Origin of the sequence: Brenneria tiliae (assembly GCF_023347575.1) — a bacterium.
GTDB classification, from domain to species: Bacteria; Pseudomonadota; Gammaproteobacteria; order Enterobacterales; family Enterobacteriaceae; genus Brenneria; species Brenneria corticis.
The window spans coordinates 74,322-93,801 of record NZ_JAKPCB010000090.1; the positions used below are offsets into that span (position 1 = coordinate 74,322).

A 19,480-nucleotide genomic window follows, 5' to 3' on the forward strand; every position below is an offset into this window, starting at 1 on the left:
GTTCTGTGGAAAAAATGCCGTTATAGCTAACACTTTGCCCGAAAAATGGAGTGATTCCGGATGGACGCTATCAGGCCTCGTCGCCCGCATGACGGCGAATTCTCGCCTGGCTCGGAAGACGCTATCGATAACCCCGATGATTCAGACGCCGGCGCGGCGACATTCGAGGCGATTGAATTTGCGGCGGATGACGGTATGGGCCGCATAGAAAATGAGGCCGACGGGTATCGGCAAAATCCGCAGCGGGCGTTAACCGCAGCGGAACTCAACGCGCAGCATGAGAAGATAAAGCGGCTGGCCGACGCCACGCTTGCCGCGCCGCAGGATCGCGCCTCCGATCGGGCCGCCGCGTTTTTTATTCTGGCCGTAGAAAACACGCATTCTTCGGTTACTCAACTTGCCAATGCGCTGCATGACGCTTTCTCAACCCCGTTGAATGTCGAAAAGACGGCAATGCTGGAGACTTTTGAAATAGCGGTGAAAAAACAGATGCTCGCTTTTATCAACCTGGCGTTTATCACCAAAGCGCATCGGCCGCAGGCCGCGCAAATCATTGACGACTATATCGGCGAACTGGCGGCGCGGCGGGATGGTATCCGGCTGGGCGCCGCCAACGCGGAATTTTTGCTGGCCTCGGGACTGGGGGAGGAGCGGTACGCCGCCGCGGTGCGGGATGATATTGCAGCCCTGAAACAGGGGACGCATTACACGCAGGTCGACATGTCTCAGGCGTTATCGATCGCCGATAACGCCTGCAGCGCCGTCGATATGCTCGACCAGTTTGAAATGATGCTGAGAAATCGCGGCAGCGAAGCATCGACGTTGAATACCGAGTTGCAGCACTTAAGCCTGCTGGCCGATCGCTGGGAGGATTTTGTACAAAAATACGCCCAGCGCACGCCGAAAAAATGCTGAAAAGGGCATAAAAAAGCGCCAAGGGCAGGCGGCCAGGAACCCCATAATCAGTATGGAAATGAGAAAAATTCTCAACAAAGTGCTTTACAGATGATACTGATAACTATTATCATCATTTTCGCGCTTCAACGGTTGCTTCTTCGCAGGCACTGAAGGAGAGCACGACATTGCTCACATTGCTTCCAGTATTATTTTAGCCAGCCTAAGCGCTGGCTTTTTTTTTATGCCGGGCGTCCTGCCCGGCATAAAAAAGCATCCCGCCAGGTCGGATACCATTCCATGTTCATCGTTGGCGTCCCACTACCCCAACGCGCGCAGCGGTGTTCCCGCCAGAAACGCCTGAATATCTTCAACCGCCTGCGTGAAATAGGTGCGGTAATTATCGTCGGCGACATAGCCGAGATGCGGCGTCGCCAGCATATTGGGCAGCGTGCGGAACGGATGATCGGCGGGCAACGGTTCGCTGTCAAAAACGTCAAGCCCGGCGCCGGCAATATTTCCCGCGCGCAGCGCGTGCAGCAAGGCGGATTGGTCGACAATCGCCGCCCGCGAGGTATTAATCAGCAGCGCGGAGGGTTTCATGCGCGCCAGCTCCGCCGCGCCGAGTAAGCCGCGTGTGCGTTCGCCAAGCACCAGATGAATCGACACGATGTCGCTGCTGCTCAGCAACGATTCTTTCGAGGCGGCGAGCGCGACTCCCTGTCGTGCGGTGTCCGCCGCCGTCAGATTCTGGCTCCAGGCACTGACTTCCATGCCAAAGGCCAGCGCAATGCGCGCCATGCGCTGGCCGGTTTTACCTAACCCCAGCAATCCCAGTCGTTTGCCGCTCAGCCCGATGCCGACGGTGCTTTGCCATGGACCGTTCTGTCGTAACGCCAGATTTTCGCTTATCATATGCCGGGCCAGCCCGAGGATCAGCGTCCAGGCGAGTTCAACCGGTGCCGCCGATCCACTGTCCGTACCGCACACGATCACGCCGCGGGCCTTGGCCGCCGCCAGATCCACGGCGGCGTTACGCATGCCGGAGGTAATCAGCAGTTTTAAGCGCGGCAGACGGGCGAATAGCTCGGCGGTAAACGGCGTACGTTCACGCATAATCACCACAATATCCGCATCGGCCAGCATGGCGGTCAGTTGGGCTTCATCGTCAATGTGTCGCGTCAGCGCGCGGCACTCAACCCGGGGCGCCAGCGCCGACCAATCGGCGAACGACAACGCGACGTTCTGGTAATCATCAATAATGCGGCATTGCAACGGTATAGGGGCGGGCATGGAACACCTTATCGATAACAGAGGAAACCTGAACAAGGGTTATAGCATCAATATCGGCGAGCCAACAGTGCACTAAAACGCCGGGATCGCCGGCCATCCGACGGATTATGCTTTTCGGATACTCACTGCCGGGCGTGGCGACGGCAATACGCCGCAGGCAAAGACGGCGAGCCATGACTATGTCTTATTTAGCCACCATCAGGCTGGACAGGGGACTTTCCCCGAGCTGCTGAGCATGCCCGGCACATTGTAAAGAGGCCGCATATTCGCAGACCATTGACAAAGTAGCCATTGGTGATGCAAATCCAAATCCGTCATTCCTGAGTAGGCAGGAATCTTCCTTATATCAACGCACTAGCTGAAAGCAGATCCCCGCCTGCGCGGGGATGACTATGGCGGAGTGGGTTTGTCAGCAATCTGAGAGGCCGGATATGCGCCTCGGCGTGGGGTTATTGAAGCTCTTTTTCAAGTAACTGAACAATAAGTAGTTATGAATTATCGCTGGTCTTTCATCCATTGTTCGCGCGACAACCGATATAACATCACCGATTTGAGCGGATGCCCGTCGGGCACCCGTGGATAGTCGAAATCGTCGGCGGCATCATGCGTCATGCCCAGTTTGGCCATGATGCGGCGTGACTTCACATTGGCGGCGACGGTGGTGGCGACAATCTCATCCAGCTTCAATTGCCTAAAACCGAATGCCAGCGCGGCGCGCGCTGCCTCCGGCGCGTATCCCTTGCCCCAGAATTTGCGGGCAATACGCCAGCCAATCTCGACGGCGGGCGTGAAGTGCGCATCATAGCCAATCCGGACAAGGCCCGCCGTCCCGATAAAATCACCGGTGGTTTTATCCTCCAGCGCCCAAAAGCAAAAACCGTGTGTCGACTGGTGCGCGATTTGCCGGTCAATCCATCCATTGCTGTCGTCCACCGTCGGTAGCGGGAGTAGAAATTCCATGGCCTGCGGATCGGCGCAGATCGCGGCGAAAGCACCGCGATCGACCTGTTGCCACTGGCGCAAAATTAAACGAGGGGAGAACAATGTCTGCATGGTTTTTTCTCTTGGTTGATGACGATATCGCACCTATTCATTGACCGCGATGGCGTGTTTTTTCAGCAGTCCGCGCAGCTGATGATAGGTCAGCCCCAGCAGCTCGGCGGCCTTGCGCTGGTTGAAGCGCGCCTTTGCCAGCGCCTGTTCCAGCAGCGCCTGTTCCTGGGCGCGTTGCCACTGCTTCATATCCAGCGGGAAATCGGCGACGCTGCCGCCCGGCGCCGAGTCGGCGGCGGTTTCGGCGCCGGGCGCGGTTTTGCGAAAGGGGTTAATGATAATGGCGTCCAGCGGCCGATCGCTGCTGCCGTGGCGGTAAACCGAACGCTCCACCACATTTTTCAGTTCGCGGATATTTCCCGGCCAGGCGTAGCTCAGCAGCGTGTCGCGGGCGTGGGGCGTAAAGCCGGGAAACAGGGGCAGGTGCAGTTCGCGGCACATCTGGATGGCGAAATGTTCCGCCAGCAGCATGATGTCCTGCCGGCGTTCACGCAGCGGCGGCAGCTGAACCACGTCAAACGCCAGCCTGTCCAGCAGGTCGGCGCGAAACTTTCCGCTGGCCGCCAGCGCGGGAAGATCGTCATTGGTGGCGCATACCAGCCGGACGTCCACCTGTAGCGACTGGCTGCCGCCGACGCGCTCCAGCACGCCATATTCAATCACCCGCAGCAGTTTTTCCTGCACCAGCATGGGTGCGGTGGCCAGCTCATCGAGAAACAGCGTGCCGCCGTCGGCGCGTTCAAAACGGCCGAGATGGCGTTTCTGCGCCCCGGTAAAGGCGCCGGCCTCGTGGCCGAACAGTTCGGAGTCCAGCAGGTTTTCATTCAGCGCGGCACAGTTCAGCGAGATAAAGGGGCCTTGCCAGCGGGGGGAGAGATAGTGAAGACGGCTGGCGATCAGCTCCTTGCCGGTGCCGCGTTCGCCGATAACCAGCACCGGTTTGTTGAGCTGCGCCAACTGTGAAACCTGTTCCAGCACTTCAAGAAAGCTGTTGGCTTCCCCCAATAAGTTCTCTTTTTCCTGGACCATCGATTTTCATCCTGTGATTTTTACCAATAGTTGGCTTATTTGACTAATCTAGCGGATGTTGGCGAATAGTCAAAATTTCAACTTATTTATTTTTCAATAGGTTATGGATAAATAAAAATTGGCACGGTTATTGATATGTATAACCATATCGCCACTGCACGGTGGTGATAATAAATCAGGCGTAATCAGACGCTGGAAATCATTAAGAGGATTTGATTATGGGTATTTTTTCTCGTTTTGCCGACATCGTGAACGCCAACATCAATTCGCTGCTGGACAAAGCCGAGGATCCGCAGAAGCTGGTGCGGCTGATGATCCAGGAAATGGAAGATACGCTGGTCGAGGTGCGCTCCACCTCGGCGCGCGCGCTGGCGGAAAAGAAACAGATCGCCCGCCGTATCGATCAGGCTCAGACGCAGCAGGCCCAGTGGCAGGAAAAAGCCGAACTGGCGCTGCGCAAAGATAAAGACGATTTGGCCCGGGCGGCGCTGATTGAAAAGCAGAAACTGACCGACCTGATCGCGATACTGCAGCACGAAGCGGAAAACGTGGATGAAACGCTGGAGCGCCTGAAGCGCGAAATCGGCGAACTGGAAAACAAGCTGAGCGAAACCCGTGCCCGTCAGCAGGCGTTGACGCTGCGCCATCAGGCCGCTTCGTCGTCACGCGATGTCCGCCGTCAGCTCGACAGCGGTAAACTGGATGAAGCCCTGGCGCGTTTTGAACAGTTTGAGCGTCGTATCGATACCATCGAGGCCGAAGCCGAAAGCGTGGGAATTGGCAAACAAAAATCATTGGATCAGCAATTCGCCGAACTGAGGGCCAATGATGAAATCAGCGAGCAACTGGCGGCGCTTAAAGCTAAAGTTAAACCAGCCGAATAACCGGACCGGCCGCCGTCAAGGTTGGCTGCGGCCGTCGTTCCCCGCGGCGAAAGCAACGGGGACCACCGGTGAACATAATAACTAAGGAGACACGATGAGTGCTTTGTTTCTTGCCATACCGCTGACCATTTTCTTTCTCTTTGTGGCGCCGATATGGCTTTGGCTGCATTACAGTCAGCGCAAGCAAAACAATGCTCAACTGGGACAAAACGACATGCAGCGTCTGACGCGGCTGACGGAAGATGCCCGCCGCATGCGCGAGCGCATTCAGGCGCTGGAAGAAATTCTGGACGCGGAACATCCGGACTGGAGAAAATCGTAATGAAAAATACTTGGTCGGGTAAAACCTTATACCGCATACCGGAAGAGGGGATGCTGAAAGGCGTCTGCGCCGGGCTGGCCCGCTACTTCGACGTGCCGGTAAAACTGCTGCGGGTGATTGTAGTGCTGTCGATGTTCTTCGGCCTGTTCTTCTTCACCATACTGGCCTATATCATCCTCAGCTTTATGCTTGAGCCGGCGCCGGAGGGCAGCTACCAGACTGCGTCGCCGCACGCTCCGCGACAACTGCTGGACGACGCGGATGCCACCCTGAACGCCAGCGAACGGCGCCTGCGCAATATCGAGCGCTATGTCACCTCCGATACCTTCGGCGTTGAGAGCCGTTTCCGCCAGCTTTAAGCCAGGCCACCCCCTACGACGCCGATGTTATCCACCCGTGTCATTACCACAGGATAACGTCGCGTCGAGTCCGACCGTTTTCCTCGGCTATAATTTGCGCTCAATTTGTTAGCGACCATAATTTCATGTACAAACGCAGCATTCGCCTCAACTAAATAAAAAGGTACTTCATGGATGAGACAATGCTTTTGATCGCTACGGTGATGTTGCTGGTCTACATGCTGGCGTTGCCGATCGCCGTATGGATAATCTTCAGGCGCGCCGCGCGTCATCAGCGGCAAACCGCGCGGCTTGAGCGTGCGGTCGCCGCCTTGCAGGCCGAGCTGGCCCGGGCGTCGGCGCAGTTGAGTCAATTGCTGGGCCGCGACCGCCCCTTATCCGCGCCGGAACCGGCGGCGGAGATAACGCCACCCGCCGCGGCCAAGGGCGAATATCGACAGGCCGCGCCGGCGATAAAAGAACAACCGGCGCCCCAAGCCGCGCAGCCGACGGAAAACCCCTGGCAACCCCTCTCGTCCGAATCGCCGTCAGGGCTATTTTCCTCGCTGACGAGGTGGCTGCTGCAAGGCAATCCGCTGGCGAAAATAGGTATTTTGCTGCTGTTTTTCGGCCTGGCGTACCTGATGAAGTACAGCATTGAGCGCGATATGCTGGCGATCGAATGGCGGCTGGGCATCGCGGCGTTAATCAGCGGCGGGCTGTTGGCTTTTGGCTGGTGTCTGCGCCATAAGCAACGGCTGTATGCCCTGATATTACAGGGCGGCGCGGTCGGCGCCTTGTATATCACGGTATTCGGCGCTTTTCGGCTTTATCTGCTGTTGCCCTATGCGCCGGCCTTCGCTCTGCTGCTGGTGATTTGCGCGGCCAGCGTCGGGCTGGCGGTGTTGCAGCGTTCGCTCAGTCTGGCGATGCTGGCCAGCGCCGGCGGTTATCTGGCGCCGCTCCTGCTGTCGCCGGAAGGCGGCAACCACGTGGTGCTGTTTTCCTATTATCTGCTGCTGTCGCTGGGCATTCTGGCCATCAGCGCGCGCCAGTCCTGGCGGGAGCTTAATCTGCTGGGGCTGATTTTTACCTTTGGCGCGGCGCTGCTCTGGGGAGCGGAGCATTATCGGCCGGAGTACTACCTCAGCAGCCAGCTGTTCCTGATCGCCAATATCCTGATATTCGGCGTGGGCGCGCTGCTTTTCTCGCTCCGCCACCAGCCGGCGGGCAAACAGCTAGTGGACGGCGTGCTGCTGTTCGCTCCGCCGCTGATCGGCTTCGGCATGCAGTATCTGATCGTGCAGCGGTGGACCTATGGCCCGGCGCTCTCCGCGGTGGGTTACGGCGTATTTTACCTGCTATTGGGGAGACGGACCCGCCGGACAACGCCGCGCCTGGGACTGTTTTCGCTCGCCCTTGGCGGCTGTTTTCTGACATTGGCCGTGCCGCTGGCGTTTTCCGCCCGCTGGACGGCGATGACCTGGCTGCTGGAAGGGCTGTGCGTGCTGTGGGCCGGGCTGTACCAGGGCCAGCGGCGCATGGGATGGAGCGGTTCGGCCGTTATGCTGCTGGGCGTGCTGTCCGCCTGGTATGCGCTGTTTTCCGCGCCGCTCGGCACGGCATCATTCCTGTTTATCTTCGGCATTCTGACGCTGAGCGCGCTGGCCGCGGGCCTGTGCTGGCGGCGCTACCCTCAGGTTGATGCGCGCTGGCGCCGCTTCAGTCAGGGCTTTTTCCTGCTGGGGATCGTGACCTGGTTCGGCTGGCTGCTTTATGCCGTCGATCGCGCGCTGGCCGCCTATCTCGCGGCGTTCTGGCACGGCGGCGAGTTTATGCCGCCGTGGCGCACCCACGCGTTGCTGTATACGCCCGGGGTTCTGCTGGCCGTCGCGGCGTCCGCGGCGCTCTGGCAGGCGGCGGGCAGGCGACTCGACTGGGCGGCGCTGCGCCATAGCGTCTGGTTGCTGTGGGGGGCGCTGCTGCTGGCGGTGTTACAGCAATTTATCGCGGCGGAGTACCGGCAGTTTCCGTTGCTGAACGGCGGCGAGCAGCTTGCCTCGCTGGCCGGCTGGCTGGCGAGTTTTGCTATCGCCTACGGGGTGCTTTACCGCGATGAAGACGCGCTGCCGCTGCGGCTGACCCAGGGTTTTCATCTGACGCTGCTGTGGATGGCGGTTGGCTTTTTGTTGCTGATGGCGTCACAGTATCTGTATCCGTTGATTCCCGCGGCGGTGGATGAGGGGGAACCGGTACTGACGCTGGCGTTGCTGTCCGTCGTCGTCATCGCCTTGGCGCTGCCGACGCGCCATCGGCTGTGGCCGCTGACGCGCTGGGCGGCGTTGTACAACCGGACCGGGCTGGTGCCGCTGGTCGCCGCCCTGTTTACCCTGACGGGCGCCGCCAACCTGTTGGACGGACAGATAGCCTGGCGCGGCGCGGACGGCTTCTATCTGCCGCTGTTTAATCCGCTGGAAGCCGGCATGGCGCTGGCGACGGCGGCGTTGATCCTGTGGTATCGCCGCACGCTGGCGGCGTTTTCACCGCATACTCCGTTAAGACGCCAATGCCGTCTGGCGCTGTGGCTATTGAGTTTCTGGTTGCTGAACGGCCTGCTGCTGCGCTCGCTGGCCTGGTACGCGCAGATCCCGTGGTCGGCGGACGCGCTGTGGGCGTCTCGTCTGATACAAACCGCTTTCGCCCTGCTGTGGACGCTTTCCGCACTGGTCGGCATGATATGGTCGACCCGGCGACAGCTGCGCGGCGGCTGGCTGGCCGGCGCATTGCTACTGGGGCTGACGGTAGCCAAACTGTTTCTGGTGGATAGCGCCGGAGGCGGCGGACTGGCGCGGGCGGTGGCCTTTATCGGGGTGGCGCTTCTGATCCTGATCGTCGGTTATTTTGCGCCCCTGCCGCCGAAGCAGCGTCCCGAAATAGACGAGTCTTATGGCCGGACCGGGTAATAAAGCCAACGCATCTGCAGCTCGAAGTATGACGGGTATATATAAGATTAAGTATCAAGGAGTCAGGTTTATCCAATGAAGCGATTACAAAATGAGATTAATTCGCTGGTTAACCGCGGTGTGGATCGTCATCTGCGGCTGGCCGTCACCGGGCTGAGCCGCAGCGGGAAAACCGCCTTTATTACGGCCTTTGTGAATCAGCTGTTGAATATCCACAGCGGCGCCCATCTGCCGCTGTTCTCCGCCGTGCGCGAAGGGCGGCTGCTGGGAGCGAAACGCGTGCCGCAGCGCGATCTCGGCGTGCCGCGTTTTGCCTATGATGAGGGCATGGCGGCGTTATATGGTTCGCCCCCCGACTGGCCGACGCCGACGCGCGGGGTGAGTGAAATCCGCCTGGCGCTGCGCTATCGCTCCAATGACTCGCTGCTGCGGCACTTTAAAGATACCTCCACGCTGTATCTGGAAATCGTCGATTACCCCGGGGAGTGGCTGCTGGATTTGCCGCTGCTGGAACAAAGCTACCTGAGCTGGTCGCGCCAGATGTCCGGGCTGTTGCAGGGCGATCGCGCCGAGTGGGCCAAACCCTGGCTGGCGCTGTGCGAGCGGCTCGACCCGCTGGCGCCGGCTGATGAAAACCAGCTGGCGGCGATTGCCCAGGCGTATACCGACTATTTACTGCGCTGCAAGCAGCAGGGGCTGCATTTTATTCAGCCGGGACGTTTCGTGCTGCCGGGCGATCTGGCCGGCGCGCCGGTGCTGCAATTTTTTCCGTGGCCGCAGGTGGATAAGCTGGGCGAGGCCCGGCTGGCGCAGGCGGACGCCAAAACCAATATCGGTATGCTGCGCCAGCGTTTCGACTATTACTGCCAGTCGGTGGTGAAAGGTTTTTATAAGCATCATTTCGTGCGTTTTGATCGCCAGATCGTACTGGTGGACTGCCTGCAGCCGTTGAACAGCGGCATTCACGCCTTTAACGATATGCGGCTGGCGTTAACCCAGCTGATGCAGAGCTTTCATTACGGCAAACGCACGCTGTTCCGGCGTCTATTTTCGCCTTGTATCGACAAGCTGATGTTTGCCGCCAGTAAATCGGATCACATTACCGCCGACCAGCATGCCAATCTGGTGTCGCTGCTGCAGCAACTGGTGCAGGAAGCCTGGCAGAACGCCGCCTTTGAAGGGATCAGCATGGACTGCGCCGGCATCGCCTCGATTCAATCGACGCAAAGCGGCGTTATCGAGCATCAGGGGCAGAAAATCCCGGCGCTGAAAGGCAACCGCCTGAGCGACGGTCAGCCGTTGACGGTCTTCCCGGGGGAAGTGCCGGCCCGCCTGCCGGGCGCGGCATTCTGGCAAGAGCAGGGATTTCATTTCGATCAGTTTCGTCCGCGTGAAATGACGGTGGACACCCCGTTGCCGCACATCCGCCTGGATACGGTAATGGAATTTTTGTTGGGAGATAAATTGCGATGAACGAACCACTGAAACCGCGCATGACGTTCGATAACGCCGCGCCGGCGGAGCCTCAGCCGCAGCTGCGCGCCGGCCAGGCCTTTGATGAGCAGGATGCGCAGCATTTTTCACCGGTCGCCCGCGAGCAGGAAGTGCCCGAGGAGGGCGCGGCGGAAGAGGCGGTCAGCGCGGCGTTACGCCCCAAACGCAGCCTGTGGCGGCGTATGGTGATGGCCGGGCTGGCGCTGTTCGGCGTCAGCGCCGTCGCCCAGGGGGTGCAATCGCTGCATAATTCCTGGGTGCAGCAGGACTGGATCGCGCTGGGCGGCATTAGCGCCGGCGCGTTGATCGTCGCGGCGGGCGTGGGGTCGATCGCCGTCGAGTGGCGGCGCCTGTACCGGCTGCGTCAGCGGGCGGAAGAGCGGGACATCGCCGGCGATTTACTGCACAGCCACGGCATCGGGCGCGGGCGCGAGTTTTGTGAAAAGCTGGCCCGCCAGGCGGGGCTGGATAACGGCCATCCCGCGTTGCAGCGCTGGCAGGCGTCGCTGCACGAAACCCATAACGACCGTGAAGTGATCGAGCTGTACGCCCGGCTGGTGCAGCCGGTGCTGGATAGCCAGGCGCGGCGGGAGATCAGCCGCTCGGCGGCGGAATCCACCCTGATGATCGCCGTCAGCCCGCTGGCGCTGGTGGATATGGCGTTTATCGCCTGGCGCAATCTGCGGCTGATAAACCGCATCGCCGCGCTGTACGGCATCGAACTGGGCTATTTCAGCCGTATTCGTCTTTTCCGTCTGGTGCTGCTGAATATCGCCTTCGCCGGCGCGTCGGAACTGGTGCGTGAGATCGGCATGGACTGGATGTCGCAGGATCTGGCGGCGCGGCTGTCGGCGCGCGCGGCGCAGGGCATCGGCGCCGGACTGCTGACCGCCCGTCTGGGCATCAAGGCGATGGAGCTGTGCCGTCCGCTGCCCTGGCTGGGCGACAAACCGCGGCTGGGCGATTTTCGCCGTGAACTCATCGGGCAGGTGAAAGCCACGTTGCAAAAGGCCAAATAGCGCGACCGGCGGCGGGGTGTTTCCCCGCCTGCGGCGGCGAGGCGCGGCTTTCAGCGCCAGAACGCCGCCGCCAGCAGTTCCAGCGCCGCGCCCGCCAGCAGCGCGTAATCCGCGCGATGAAAGCGGTAAATCCTGATGGGCGTGCGGCCGACGTCGCCGCGGTAGCAGCGCGACTCCATGGCGACGGCCAGATCTTGTGCCCGCAGGATCGAGGTGACGAACAGCGGCATCAGCATGGGAAATATGCCCTGAATACGGATAAACAGGTTTTGGCGATGAAAACCGCCGCCGCGCGCCAGTTGGGCTTTGCGGATCTTGTCGAACTCTTCGAACAGGCCAGGCAGGAAGCGCAGGGCGATGGAAAACATCATCACCGCTTCGTGTACCGGAAAGCGCCATTTCTTCAGACCGCCGAGCAGAATTTCCAGCCCCTCCGCCAACTGAACCGGGGGCGTGGTTCTGACCAGCAGCGCCAATAGCAAGACGATGCCGGCAATCTGCTCGCACATCATCACGCCGCGCACAACGCCCTGAGCGGAAAAAACGATCCCGCCCCAGGTCACCAGCTCCTCCCCCGGCCGGGCGGTCAGCACGGCCTGATAAATCATGGTGGAAACAAAAAAAAGCGACAGGGAGAGCAGCGTCAGCAGCAGCATTTTCCACGGCAGCCCGGCGACCGCCCACAGGGCGAGCAACAGCAGGAGCTGCAAGGTTTTTAAGCCGGGATGCTGGGTAAGCAGCAGCGCCGCGCCCGCCAGCAGAACGGCGATGATTTTCGCCCGCGGATCGCGCCGATCCAGCCAGGAGCGGCGCTGCTGATAAAGCAAACCGTAGGCGTCCGACATCAGGGCTCCCGTGGGGCGTTTTCGCGCTGCGGATAACGGCCGCGCAGCCGGATAATGGCGTCGGCCGCCTGCTGCGGCGACAGCCATCCCGCAGCGGAATGTCCGGCGGCCTGTAGCAAGCGGCCGACGACCAGCGCCGGCGGCTCTTCCCAATCAAAGGCCTGGCGCAAAGAGGCATCGGCGAACAGCGCCGCCGGCGGGCCGTCCGCCTGAATGGCGCCGTTGCGGATAAATACCAGACGGGCGGCGTGCCGGGCGATTTCGTCCAACTGATGGCTGACCCAGATAACCGTCAGGTTTTTTTCCCGATTCAGACGGTGCAGCAGCTGGAACAGGGCGTCGCGGGATTGCAGATCCAGCCCGGCGGTGGGTTCGTCCAGTATCAGCACCTCCGGCTCCAGCACCACGATGCCGGCGATCGCCACCCGGCGTTTCTCGCCGCCGCTCAGCTCGAAAGGGCTACGTTCCCTGAAAGCGTCATAGTCCAACTGCACGGCCGCCATCGCCTGGCGCACCTTCTCCCGCTTTGTCGCCTCATCGAGACGCCGATGGCGCAGCCCGAAGGCGATATCGGCGAAAACCGTGCTGGCGAACAGCTGGTGTTCGGGATACTGAAAGATATATCCGATGCGATCGAAGCATTCCGCCCGGCGCTCGGCGTGGGGATCCGCCTCGTCCAGGCGAATCTGCCCGGCGCAGGGGGCGATAAATCCTTTTATCAACTGGAGTAACGTCGTTTTACCCGAACCGGACTTTCCCGCCAGCGCCAGCATTTCGCCTTGCTCCACGGTAAGGGAAATATTTTCCAGCAGCGGCGCGCCGGCCGGCGGCCGGTTTCTGTGCCGTTTGCCATAGCTGAAGGCCACATCGCTGAGGGTGATTTTCATAACAGCGCCATCAGCTCCTGCGGGTTCAGGGCAGGGGAAACGGGGATCCCGCGCTGGCGCAGCAGCGCGGCGAGGTGGTGGTAATAGGGCAGTTCCAGCCCGCAGTGGTGCAACAGTTCGAGTTGGGTTTGCAGCTCCGCCGGCGGCGCGGCGGCCAGCTGCCGCCCCTGACTGAACAGTATCCAGCGGTCGGCGTCGAGCACTTCGTCGAGGTGGTGGGTGATATAGATCAGCGCGAAGGGCGTGCGTTTTCTCACCTCATGCAGCGTGGCGACGAACTGGCGTCGCGCCGCCGGGTCGAGCATCGAGGTGGCTTCATCCAGGATCAGGTAACGCGGCGCCAGCGCCAGTACGGCGGCCAGCGCCAGCTTCTGTTTCTCGCCGCCGGACAGCTGCGCCACCGGGCGCTGTTGCTCCGCATCCAGCCCCGTCAGTTGGATGGCCCAGGCCACCCGGCCGGCGATATCCCGCTGCGGCCAACCGATATTCGACAGGCCGAAGGCGATATCCTCGCCGACGGTGAGCCCCACCTGCTGATTTTCCGGGTTCTGAAACACGATCTGCACCGCCCGGCGGATGGCCGGGATCGCGTCGCTGTCCGCGGTGGAGCGGCCGTCGACGACGACCCGCCCCTGCGCCGGCAGTTCGATGCCGTTCAGCAGCCGGGCCAGCGACGACTTGCCGCAGCCGTTGCGGCCGAGCAGCGCGATGAACTCGCCGGGGCGAATCTCCAGCGATACCTGCGACAGCGCCGGGGACGCGGCGCCATGGTAACAAAAGGTGACGTCGTGAACGGCGATCATCGGGCGTCGTCTTGCGGCGTCAGGCGGGCGATGATTTTTTCCGCTCCACGCCGCCGGGAGGGGCGCTTGACCGGGCCGTAAACGCTCTCCGCCGCGCTGGGATCGAATACGCCGTCTTCCGTCTGCGGTATCTGCCAGAAAAAATCGACCCGTACTCCGGCGTCCGCCAGCAGCGCCAGAAATACCCGCATAAAGACGCCCCGTCCCGGATCGCAGGAGGGGCTGCCGGAAATTCCCAACCCGCCGGCAATGACGTAGCCGTTATCCTGGTAGGTTTTCAACTGCTCCACCACCGGCAGCAGGATTTTGCGGCTATGAGCGCGAAACGCCGGCGTGTCGTACCCTTCCACCGTCATCGGCGGCCGCGCCGGGCCGAGAAAGGTGAATTCGGGGCAGGGCAGCTGGATCACGCCGTACCCCTGCCGGTACATCCAGTCGACCGCCGATTTCATCATGCCGCGGCTGCGCGCCAGGCTGCCCACCACCGCATTCTGGTTGATCACGCAGTGGGAGGTGACGATAACCGTTCTACTCCTTTGCACGGGCGGGGTCCTTTAATACATGAGCGGGGCGTTTCAGCAGCGATGGCGGCAGGTTTTTCACTACGTAATAGACCAGCAGCGCCGACAGAATCTTATCCACCAGGTTTTCGGCCAGACGCGGCAGAAATGCCGCGGTAAACAGGCTGGTTCCGGCCTGCTTCAGCCACAGCACCGCCACGTCGTGCAGTCCGCCGGTTAATCCGCCGAACAGGCCGATGGCGATGACCGTCCCCACGGCGGGGCATAAAAAGCCGAGCAGAATGCCGGAAAACAGCGCGGATGAGAGACGAAAGCCATTGCGTGCGCTGTAGCCGACCACCAGGCCGACAATGATATTGACCAGGGCGAAGGGAATGGCGGTATAGCTGGTGGTGACGCCCAAAACCAGATTGGTCAATAACCCCACCAGCGCCCCCCACAGCGGACCGAAAACCGCGGCGATAAAGATGGTGCCCACGGTATCAAGAAACAGAAACGGAATTTTCAAATGCTCGACGACGCTGCCGGCGATAACGTTAATCGCCACGGCCAGCGCGCCAAAGGTAATGGCAAGATTCTTTTGATGCATGATTAACACCCCTGGTAGGAACAACCTCGACGGCGAGGTCAACGCGGGAGACATCGCGTCCGCTAAACGCATTTATCGGGTTATGGTTTTTATGCCGCCGTTACGTTGGCGTTGGGCCGGAGCTCTGCTGCGCCGCCCGCGCGTGGCATTTAGCGCGATTCTATGAACTGCGCGCCGCAGTAACAAATATAAAAAACGGTATAGGTTATGCGGCTTTGTCAAAAGATGGCGCGCGCATTGGCGGTCCGCTTTAGGGAAAAAAGATCGCGCTGAGTGTCAACTTTTACTGACACCTGCTTCATCCCGCCTGGGCGAAAGAGTATTATCGGAACTTATTAGCCTGTCTCCCCGTTGAAGAAGGTAGTCCTTGATGCGTTTGGAAGTCTTTTGTGAAGACCGTATTGGCCTGGCCCGCGAGTTATTGGATCTGCTGGCGTCGCGCAATATCGATCTGCGCGGCATAGAGATTGACCCGGCCGGCCGTATTTATCTGAACTTCGCCACGCTGGATTTTGATGATTTTCGCCTGCTGATGGCGGAAATCCGGCGGATTGAAAGCGTGAGCGACGTGCGCACCGTGGCTTGTATGCCTTCCGAGCGCGAGCACCGGGCGCTGAACGCGCTGCTGGAATCGATGCCGGAGCCGGTACTGTCGCTCGATATGAAAGGCAAGATCGAGCTGTCCAACCCGGCGGCCGTCGCCTTGTTCGACGTCAGCGCGGATAAACTTCGCCACCTGACCATTGCGCAACTGATTAGCGGATATAGCTTCACCGACTGGCTGGAGCAGGGCGGCGGGCCGGTAACCGAACGGGTGGTGATCCGCGGGCAGGATTTTCTGCTGGAGATTACCCCCATCCGTCTGGAAGATGATGGGGGGAAAGATTCGACGGCGGGCGTGCTGGCGATGCTCAAGTCCACGGCGCGCATGGGTCGGCAGTTGCAGGATTTGTCGGTTAACGACGATAGCGAATTTGCGCATATCGTGGCGGTCAGCCCCAAAATGCGCCACGTGGTCGACCAGGCCCGCAAGCTGGCGATGCTGGATGCGCCGTTGCTGATCGTCGGGGAGACCGGCACCGGTAAAGATATGCTGGCCCACGCCTGCCATTTGCGCGGTCCCAGAGGCAAACAGCCTTTTCTGGCGCTGAACTGCGCGGCGCTGCCTGACGAGGTGATGGAAAGTGAGCTTTACGGCCATGCGCCGGGCGCCTATCCCAATGCGCTGGAAGGCAAGAAGGGCTTTTTCGAGCAGGCCAACGGCGGGTCGGTGCTGCTGGATGAAGTGGGCGAAATGTCGGCGCAGATGCAGATCAAACTGCTGCGCTTTCTCAATGACGGCACTTTTCGCCGGGTTGGCGAAGATCACGAAATGCACGTGGACGTACGGGTTATCTGCGCCACCAAGAAAAACCTGCTGGAAATGGTGCAGCGGGGGGAATTTCGCGAAGACCTCTATTATCGTCTCAACGTATTGACCCTGACGTTGCCGCCGCTGCGCGAACGCCCGGCGGATATCATGCCGCTGACGGAACTGTTCGTGGCGCGATTTTCCGATGAGCAGGGCATCGCGCGGCCCAGGCTGGCCGCCGATCTGTATCAGTTCCTGCCGCAGTACGGCTGGCCGGGCAATATACGGCAGTTAAAGAATGCCATTTATCGCGCGCTGACGCAGCTGGAAGGCTATGAGCTGCGGATGCAGGATATCGAACTGCCGGCGTTTTCGGTCGAGATACCGCAGAGCGAAGCGTTGCTGGAGGGGTCGCTGGATGATATCAGCAAGCGTTTTGAACGCTCGGTGCTGACCCGGCTATATCAGACCTATCCCAGCACCCGTAAACTGGCGAAGCGGCTGGGAGTGTCGCACACGGCCATCGCCAATAAACTGCGGGAGTATGGCCTCAGCGGCCGAAAAACGGCTGGCGAAGAAGACGACGAGGGGTAAAGCCCGTAGCGCCGGGCGAGGTGTCGTTATCTCTGGTGCTTGGTGACGTTGTCACAAAGGATTGCCCCGGTGGCGACGCGGCCGGGGTCAGGCCGGGAAATCAAGCCGGGACAGCTGTTCCAACTGCTGCCGATCGTTTTCCCCGGCCGGCATATACACCAGCATCCGGTCGCCGTTGCGGGACGCGGTCCACCAGTTGATCTGCCGCAGGGCGATAATCCCCAGCAGCGGATGCCGGAAGCGTTTTACCTTGTCGTTGATTCCCTGAATCTCATAGCGCTGCTGCCACAGGCGGCGAAAGGCGTCGGACGCATCCAGGTAGCGCTGCAACTGCTCTTCCCACAGCGGATCGCCGCGGTGCTCCGTCATATTGGCGCGAAACATCGCCACCATATCGGGCAGAAACTCCTGCAGGTCCACCAGCCGTGCCTGCCAGTCGGCGTGGGTAAAGGCCAGATAAATGCAGTTGCGATCTTGCGGCGGGATCTGCGCCAGATCGATATTCAGCAGGCGACACCAGGCCTGATTAAAGCCCAGAATGGTAAAGCGGGCGTTGACTATCACCGCCGGGAACGGATTGAGCCGATCGAGGATCGCCTGGCTGTCGGCGTTGATTTTTTCACAGCTGGCGCGCACCGTGGGTGAAAACGGCAGCTCGGCCAGCATAAACAGATGCCGCGTTTCATCTTCGTTGAATTGCAGCGCTTTGGCGATCGCCGTCAGCGTCTTGGCGGAGGTGCGAATCGGCCGCCCTTGCTCCAGCCAGGTGTACCAGGTGATGCCCACGTCCGCCAGCAGCGCGACGTCCTCCCGGCGCAGTCCCGGCGTGCGCCGCTTGCGCGCAAGCGATAGGCCGAGCCGCGCCGGGTCGAGGCTTTCGCGGCGGGAACGCAGGTACGCGCCCAGTATTTTTCTGTTGTGCCGCCCGGCGTCGGACGCGGGAGAATCCGTCATCATCGTGCTCATTGAGCAAGTCTCCGCACTGGCTGGTAGTGTTTATACCAGGATAATCAAGAACTGGTACCCGTTTAAATTACCTACGATGCTAACGCTCAAAGGTAATGAATACAACGGGTGCGACGTAATGAAACAGGTTCCGCTGACGCAGGGGTTAAGCCGTATCGGTCTGATGGTGCTATTAACCGGGCAGCTGTTGCCGATGATTGATTTCTCCATCGTTAATGTGGCGCTGGAGGCGATGGCGAACAGGCTCGCCGCCACGCCTGCCGAGCTCGAACTGGTGGTTTCCGTTTATGGGGTGGCGTTTGCGGTGTCGTTGGCCATGGGGGCGCGTCTGGGAGATAACCAGGGCCGACGACGGGTGTTTATGATCGGCGTTGCGGTGTTTGGCGTGGCGTCGCTGCTGTGCGGGATCGCGCAGTCGGTATGGCTGCTGCTGTTGGCGCGTACGTTGCAGGGCATTGGCGCGGGGCTGATTGTGCCGCAGGTCCTGGCGACGATACACGTCTGTCTGCGGGGGCGGGCGCATGCCCGGACGCTGGGGATTTACAGCGCTATCGGCGGATTGGCGTTTGTCGCCGGGCAGGTACTGGGCGGCATACTGCTGAAACTGGATATCGCCGGCGCCGGCTGGCGCAGCATTTTTCTGGTTAATTTGCCGTTCTGCGTGCTGGTATTGCTCTGTGCGCCGCGCTGGGTGCCGGATACCCGCGGCGAAAAACGGGTGGCGATCGATCGGTGGGGCACCGTGCTGCTGGCGCTGGCCATCGCCTGTCTGCTGTTTCCGCTGGCGCTGGGGCCGCTGTGGCGCTGGCCTTGGCCCTGCCTGGCGGCCCTGATGGCGAGCGCGGGGCTGTTTCCTCTGCTGTGGCGGGCGGAGTGCCGTCTGGAGCGGCGTGGGCAGGCGCCGCTGCTGTCGCCTGCGCTGCTGCGGCTGCCCAGCGTGCGTTTCGGTCTGGGCATCGCGCTGTTGTTTTTTTCCAGTTGGAGCGGCTTTATGTTCACCGTCGCCTTTGTATTGCAATCCGGCGCGGGTTTCTCGCCGTTGCAGTCGGGCAACAGTTTTATCGGGCTCGGTCTGGCCTATTTCGCGGCGTCGCTGCTCAGCGGACGGGTGACGGAACGGGTGGGGAAAATCCGCACGCTGATTATCGGCTGTGTTATCCAGATTAGCGGTCTGCTGCTGCTGATGGCGACGCTGGCAAAAATGTGGCCGGCGCCCACGCTGCTCGGTCTGCTTCCCGCCACGGTGCCGATCGGGTTCGGTCAGGCGTTTATCGTCAGCAGTTTCTTTCGCATTGGGCTGTCCGATGTGCCGGTTTCCCACGCCGGTTCCGGCAGCGCGCTATTGTCCACGGTACAGCAGGCGGCGCTGGGGATGGGGCCGATTATGCTGGGTTCGGTACTGGTGCAGATGCTGCATATTACCCACGGGCGCTACGCCGCGTCTTTGATTGCCGTATTGGGCGCGGAGTTGGGGCTGATGCTGATTTTATTGGGAGGCGCCTGCTGGATGCGGCGGCGGGAGCGGCGAATAAGCGCATATCGGGGTGAGGCGGCGATCGGCGCGCGATCGGATTAAGTCGTTATCGTCCCGGTCTGGCATTGCCGCTGACCGGGGCGATAACGTGCTACGCTGCG

At 60.7% G+C, this 19,480-nt stretch carries 18 protein-coding genes; 9 read left to right on the forward strand and 9 right to left on the reverse strand.

Features of this window, described 5'->3' with window-relative positions; all coding sequences use genetic code 11:
* The first annotated feature begins 60 nt into the window (after positions 1 to 60).
* Positions 61 to 915 carry a hypothetical protein gene (locus MFP24_RS05085; protein ID WP_249229490.1) on the forward strand — a complete coding sequence of 285 codons (855 nt, stop codon included), beginning with the start codon at positions 61 to 63 and terminating at the stop codon, positions 913 to 915.
* Positions 916 to 1,215: 300 nt separating this feature from the next.
* Here the strand turns inward: MFP24_RS05085 and MFP24_RS05090 are convergent, their stop codons facing one another.
* The 3 genes from MFP24_RS05090 to pspF form a co-directional block, all read right to left on the reverse strand.
* Positions 1,216 to 2,175 carry a D-2-hydroxyacid dehydrogenase family protein gene (locus MFP24_RS05090; RefSeq protein ID WP_249229553.1) on the reverse strand — a complete coding sequence of 320 codons (960 nt, stop codon included), beginning with the start codon at positions 2,173 to 2,175 and terminating at the stop codon, positions 1,216 to 1,218.
* Between the two features lie 507 nt (positions 2,176 to 2,682).
* Positions 2,683 to 3,240, reverse strand: coding sequence for a GNAT family N-acetyltransferase (locus MFP24_RS05095; RefSeq protein ID WP_249229489.1), 558 nt, complete (start codon positions 3,238 to 3,240; stop codon positions 2,683 to 2,685).
* A 33-nt stretch (positions 3,241 to 3,273) separates the two neighbouring features.
* Positions 3,274 to 4,269, reverse strand: coding sequence for a phage shock protein operon transcriptional activator (pspF, locus tag MFP24_RS05100; protein ID WP_249229488.1), 996 nt, complete (start codon positions 4,267 to 4,269; stop codon positions 3,274 to 3,276).
* Positions 4,270 to 4,487: 218 nt separating this feature from the next.
* On the opposite strand from pspF, the gene pspA reads away from it, so the two are divergent.
* The 6 genes from pspA to MFP24_RS05130 all read left to right on the forward strand — a co-directional run bounded on the left by pspA (position 4,488) and on the right by MFP24_RS05130 (position 11,289).
* Positions 4,488 to 5,153, forward strand: coding sequence for a phage shock protein PspA (gene pspA, locus MFP24_RS05105; RefSeq protein WP_009112484.1), 666 nt, complete (start codon positions 4,488 to 4,490; stop codon positions 5,151 to 5,153).
* 94 nt (positions 5,154 to 5,247) lie between these two features.
* Positions 5,248 to 5,475, forward strand: coding sequence for an envelope stress response membrane protein PspB (pspB, locus tag MFP24_RS05110; RefSeq protein ID WP_249229487.1), 228 nt, complete (start codon positions 5,248 to 5,250; stop codon positions 5,473 to 5,475).
* Positions 5,475 to 5,834, forward strand: a complete 360-nt coding sequence (gene pspC / locus MFP24_RS05115; protein ID WP_249229486.1) for an envelope stress response membrane protein PspC — start codon at positions 5,475 to 5,477, stop codon at positions 5,832 to 5,834. The genes pspB and pspC overlap by 1 nt, the downstream gene beginning before the upstream one ends.
* 182 nt (positions 5,835 to 6,016) lie before the next feature.
* Entirely contained in the window at positions 6,017 to 8,776 is a 2,760-nt protein-coding gene (locus tag MFP24_RS05120) for a DUF2339 domain-containing protein (protein WP_249229485.1), read from the forward strand.
* Positions 8,777 to 8,851: 75 nt separating this feature from the next.
* Positions 8,852 to 10,249, forward strand: a complete 1,398-nt coding sequence (locus MFP24_RS05125; protein ID WP_249229484.1) for a YcjX family GTP-binding protein — start codon at positions 8,852 to 8,854, stop codon at positions 10,247 to 10,249.
* Positions 10,246 to 11,289: a YcjF family protein gene (locus MFP24_RS05130; RefSeq protein WP_249229483.1), complete on the forward strand. Its 1,044-nt coding sequence runs from the start codon at positions 10,246 to 10,248 to the stop codon at positions 11,287 to 11,289. Before MFP24_RS05125 ends, MFP24_RS05130 begins: the two co-directional genes overlap by 4 nt.
* Before the next feature lie 50 nt (positions 11,290 to 11,339).
* On the opposite strand, the gene MFP24_RS05135 is transcribed toward MFP24_RS05130, so the two are convergent.
* From MFP24_RS05135 to MFP24_RS05155, 5 genes are read right to left on the reverse strand one after another with little or no spacing between them, the layout of a single operon-like run.
* Entirely contained in the window at positions 11,340 to 12,134 is a 795-nt protein-coding gene (locus MFP24_RS05135; protein WP_249229482.1) for an energy-coupling factor transporter transmembrane component T family protein, read from the reverse strand.
* Entirely contained in the window at positions 12,134 to 13,021 is an 888-nt protein-coding gene (locus MFP24_RS05140) for an ATP-binding cassette domain-containing protein (RefSeq protein ID WP_249229481.1), read from the reverse strand. Before MFP24_RS05140 ends, MFP24_RS05135 begins: the two co-directional genes overlap by 1 nt.
* A complete protein-coding gene (locus MFP24_RS05145; protein ID WP_249229480.1) occupies positions 13,018 to 13,824 on the reverse strand; it encodes an ATP-binding cassette domain-containing protein in 807 nt (268 codons plus the stop codon). Before MFP24_RS05145 ends, MFP24_RS05140 begins: the two co-directional genes overlap by 4 nt.
* Positions 13,821 to 14,366, reverse strand: a complete 546-nt coding sequence (locus MFP24_RS05150) for a CD3072 family TudS-related putative desulfidase (protein WP_249229479.1) — start codon at positions 14,364 to 14,366, stop codon at positions 13,821 to 13,823. Before MFP24_RS05150 ends, MFP24_RS05145 begins: the two co-directional genes overlap by 4 nt.
* The gene (locus MFP24_RS05155) at positions 14,353 to 14,934 is read right to left on the reverse strand and encodes a CD3073 family putative ECF transporter S component (RefSeq protein ID WP_249229478.1); all 582 of its coding nucleotides are present in this window, start codon (positions 14,932 to 14,934) and stop codon (positions 14,353 to 14,355) included. Before MFP24_RS05155 ends, MFP24_RS05150 begins: the two co-directional genes overlap by 14 nt.
* 370 nt (positions 14,935 to 15,304) lie before the next feature.
* On the opposite strand from MFP24_RS05155, the gene tyrR reads away from it, so the two are divergent.
* Positions 15,305 to 16,879 (forward strand): transcriptional regulator TyrR, encoded by a 1,575-nt coding sequence (gene tyrR / locus MFP24_RS05160; protein WP_249229477.1) that lies wholly within the window; start codon positions 15,305 to 15,307, stop codon positions 16,877 to 16,879.
* Positions 16,880 to 16,966: 87 nt separating this feature from the next.
* Here the strand turns inward: tyrR and MFP24_RS05165 are convergent, their stop codons facing one another.
* Positions 16,967 to 17,845: a helix-turn-helix transcriptional regulator gene (locus MFP24_RS05165; RefSeq protein ID WP_249229476.1), complete on the reverse strand. Its 879-nt coding sequence runs from the start codon at positions 17,843 to 17,845 to the stop codon at positions 16,967 to 16,969.
* Positions 17,846 to 17,963: 118 nt separating this feature from the next.
* On the opposite strand from MFP24_RS05165, the gene MFP24_RS05170 reads away from it, so the two are divergent.
* Positions 17,964 to 19,421 (forward strand): MFS transporter, encoded by a 1,458-nt coding sequence (locus tag MFP24_RS05170; protein WP_249229475.1) that lies wholly within the window; start codon positions 17,964 to 17,966, stop codon positions 19,419 to 19,421.
* Positions 19,422 to 19,480 lie beyond the last annotated feature (59 nt).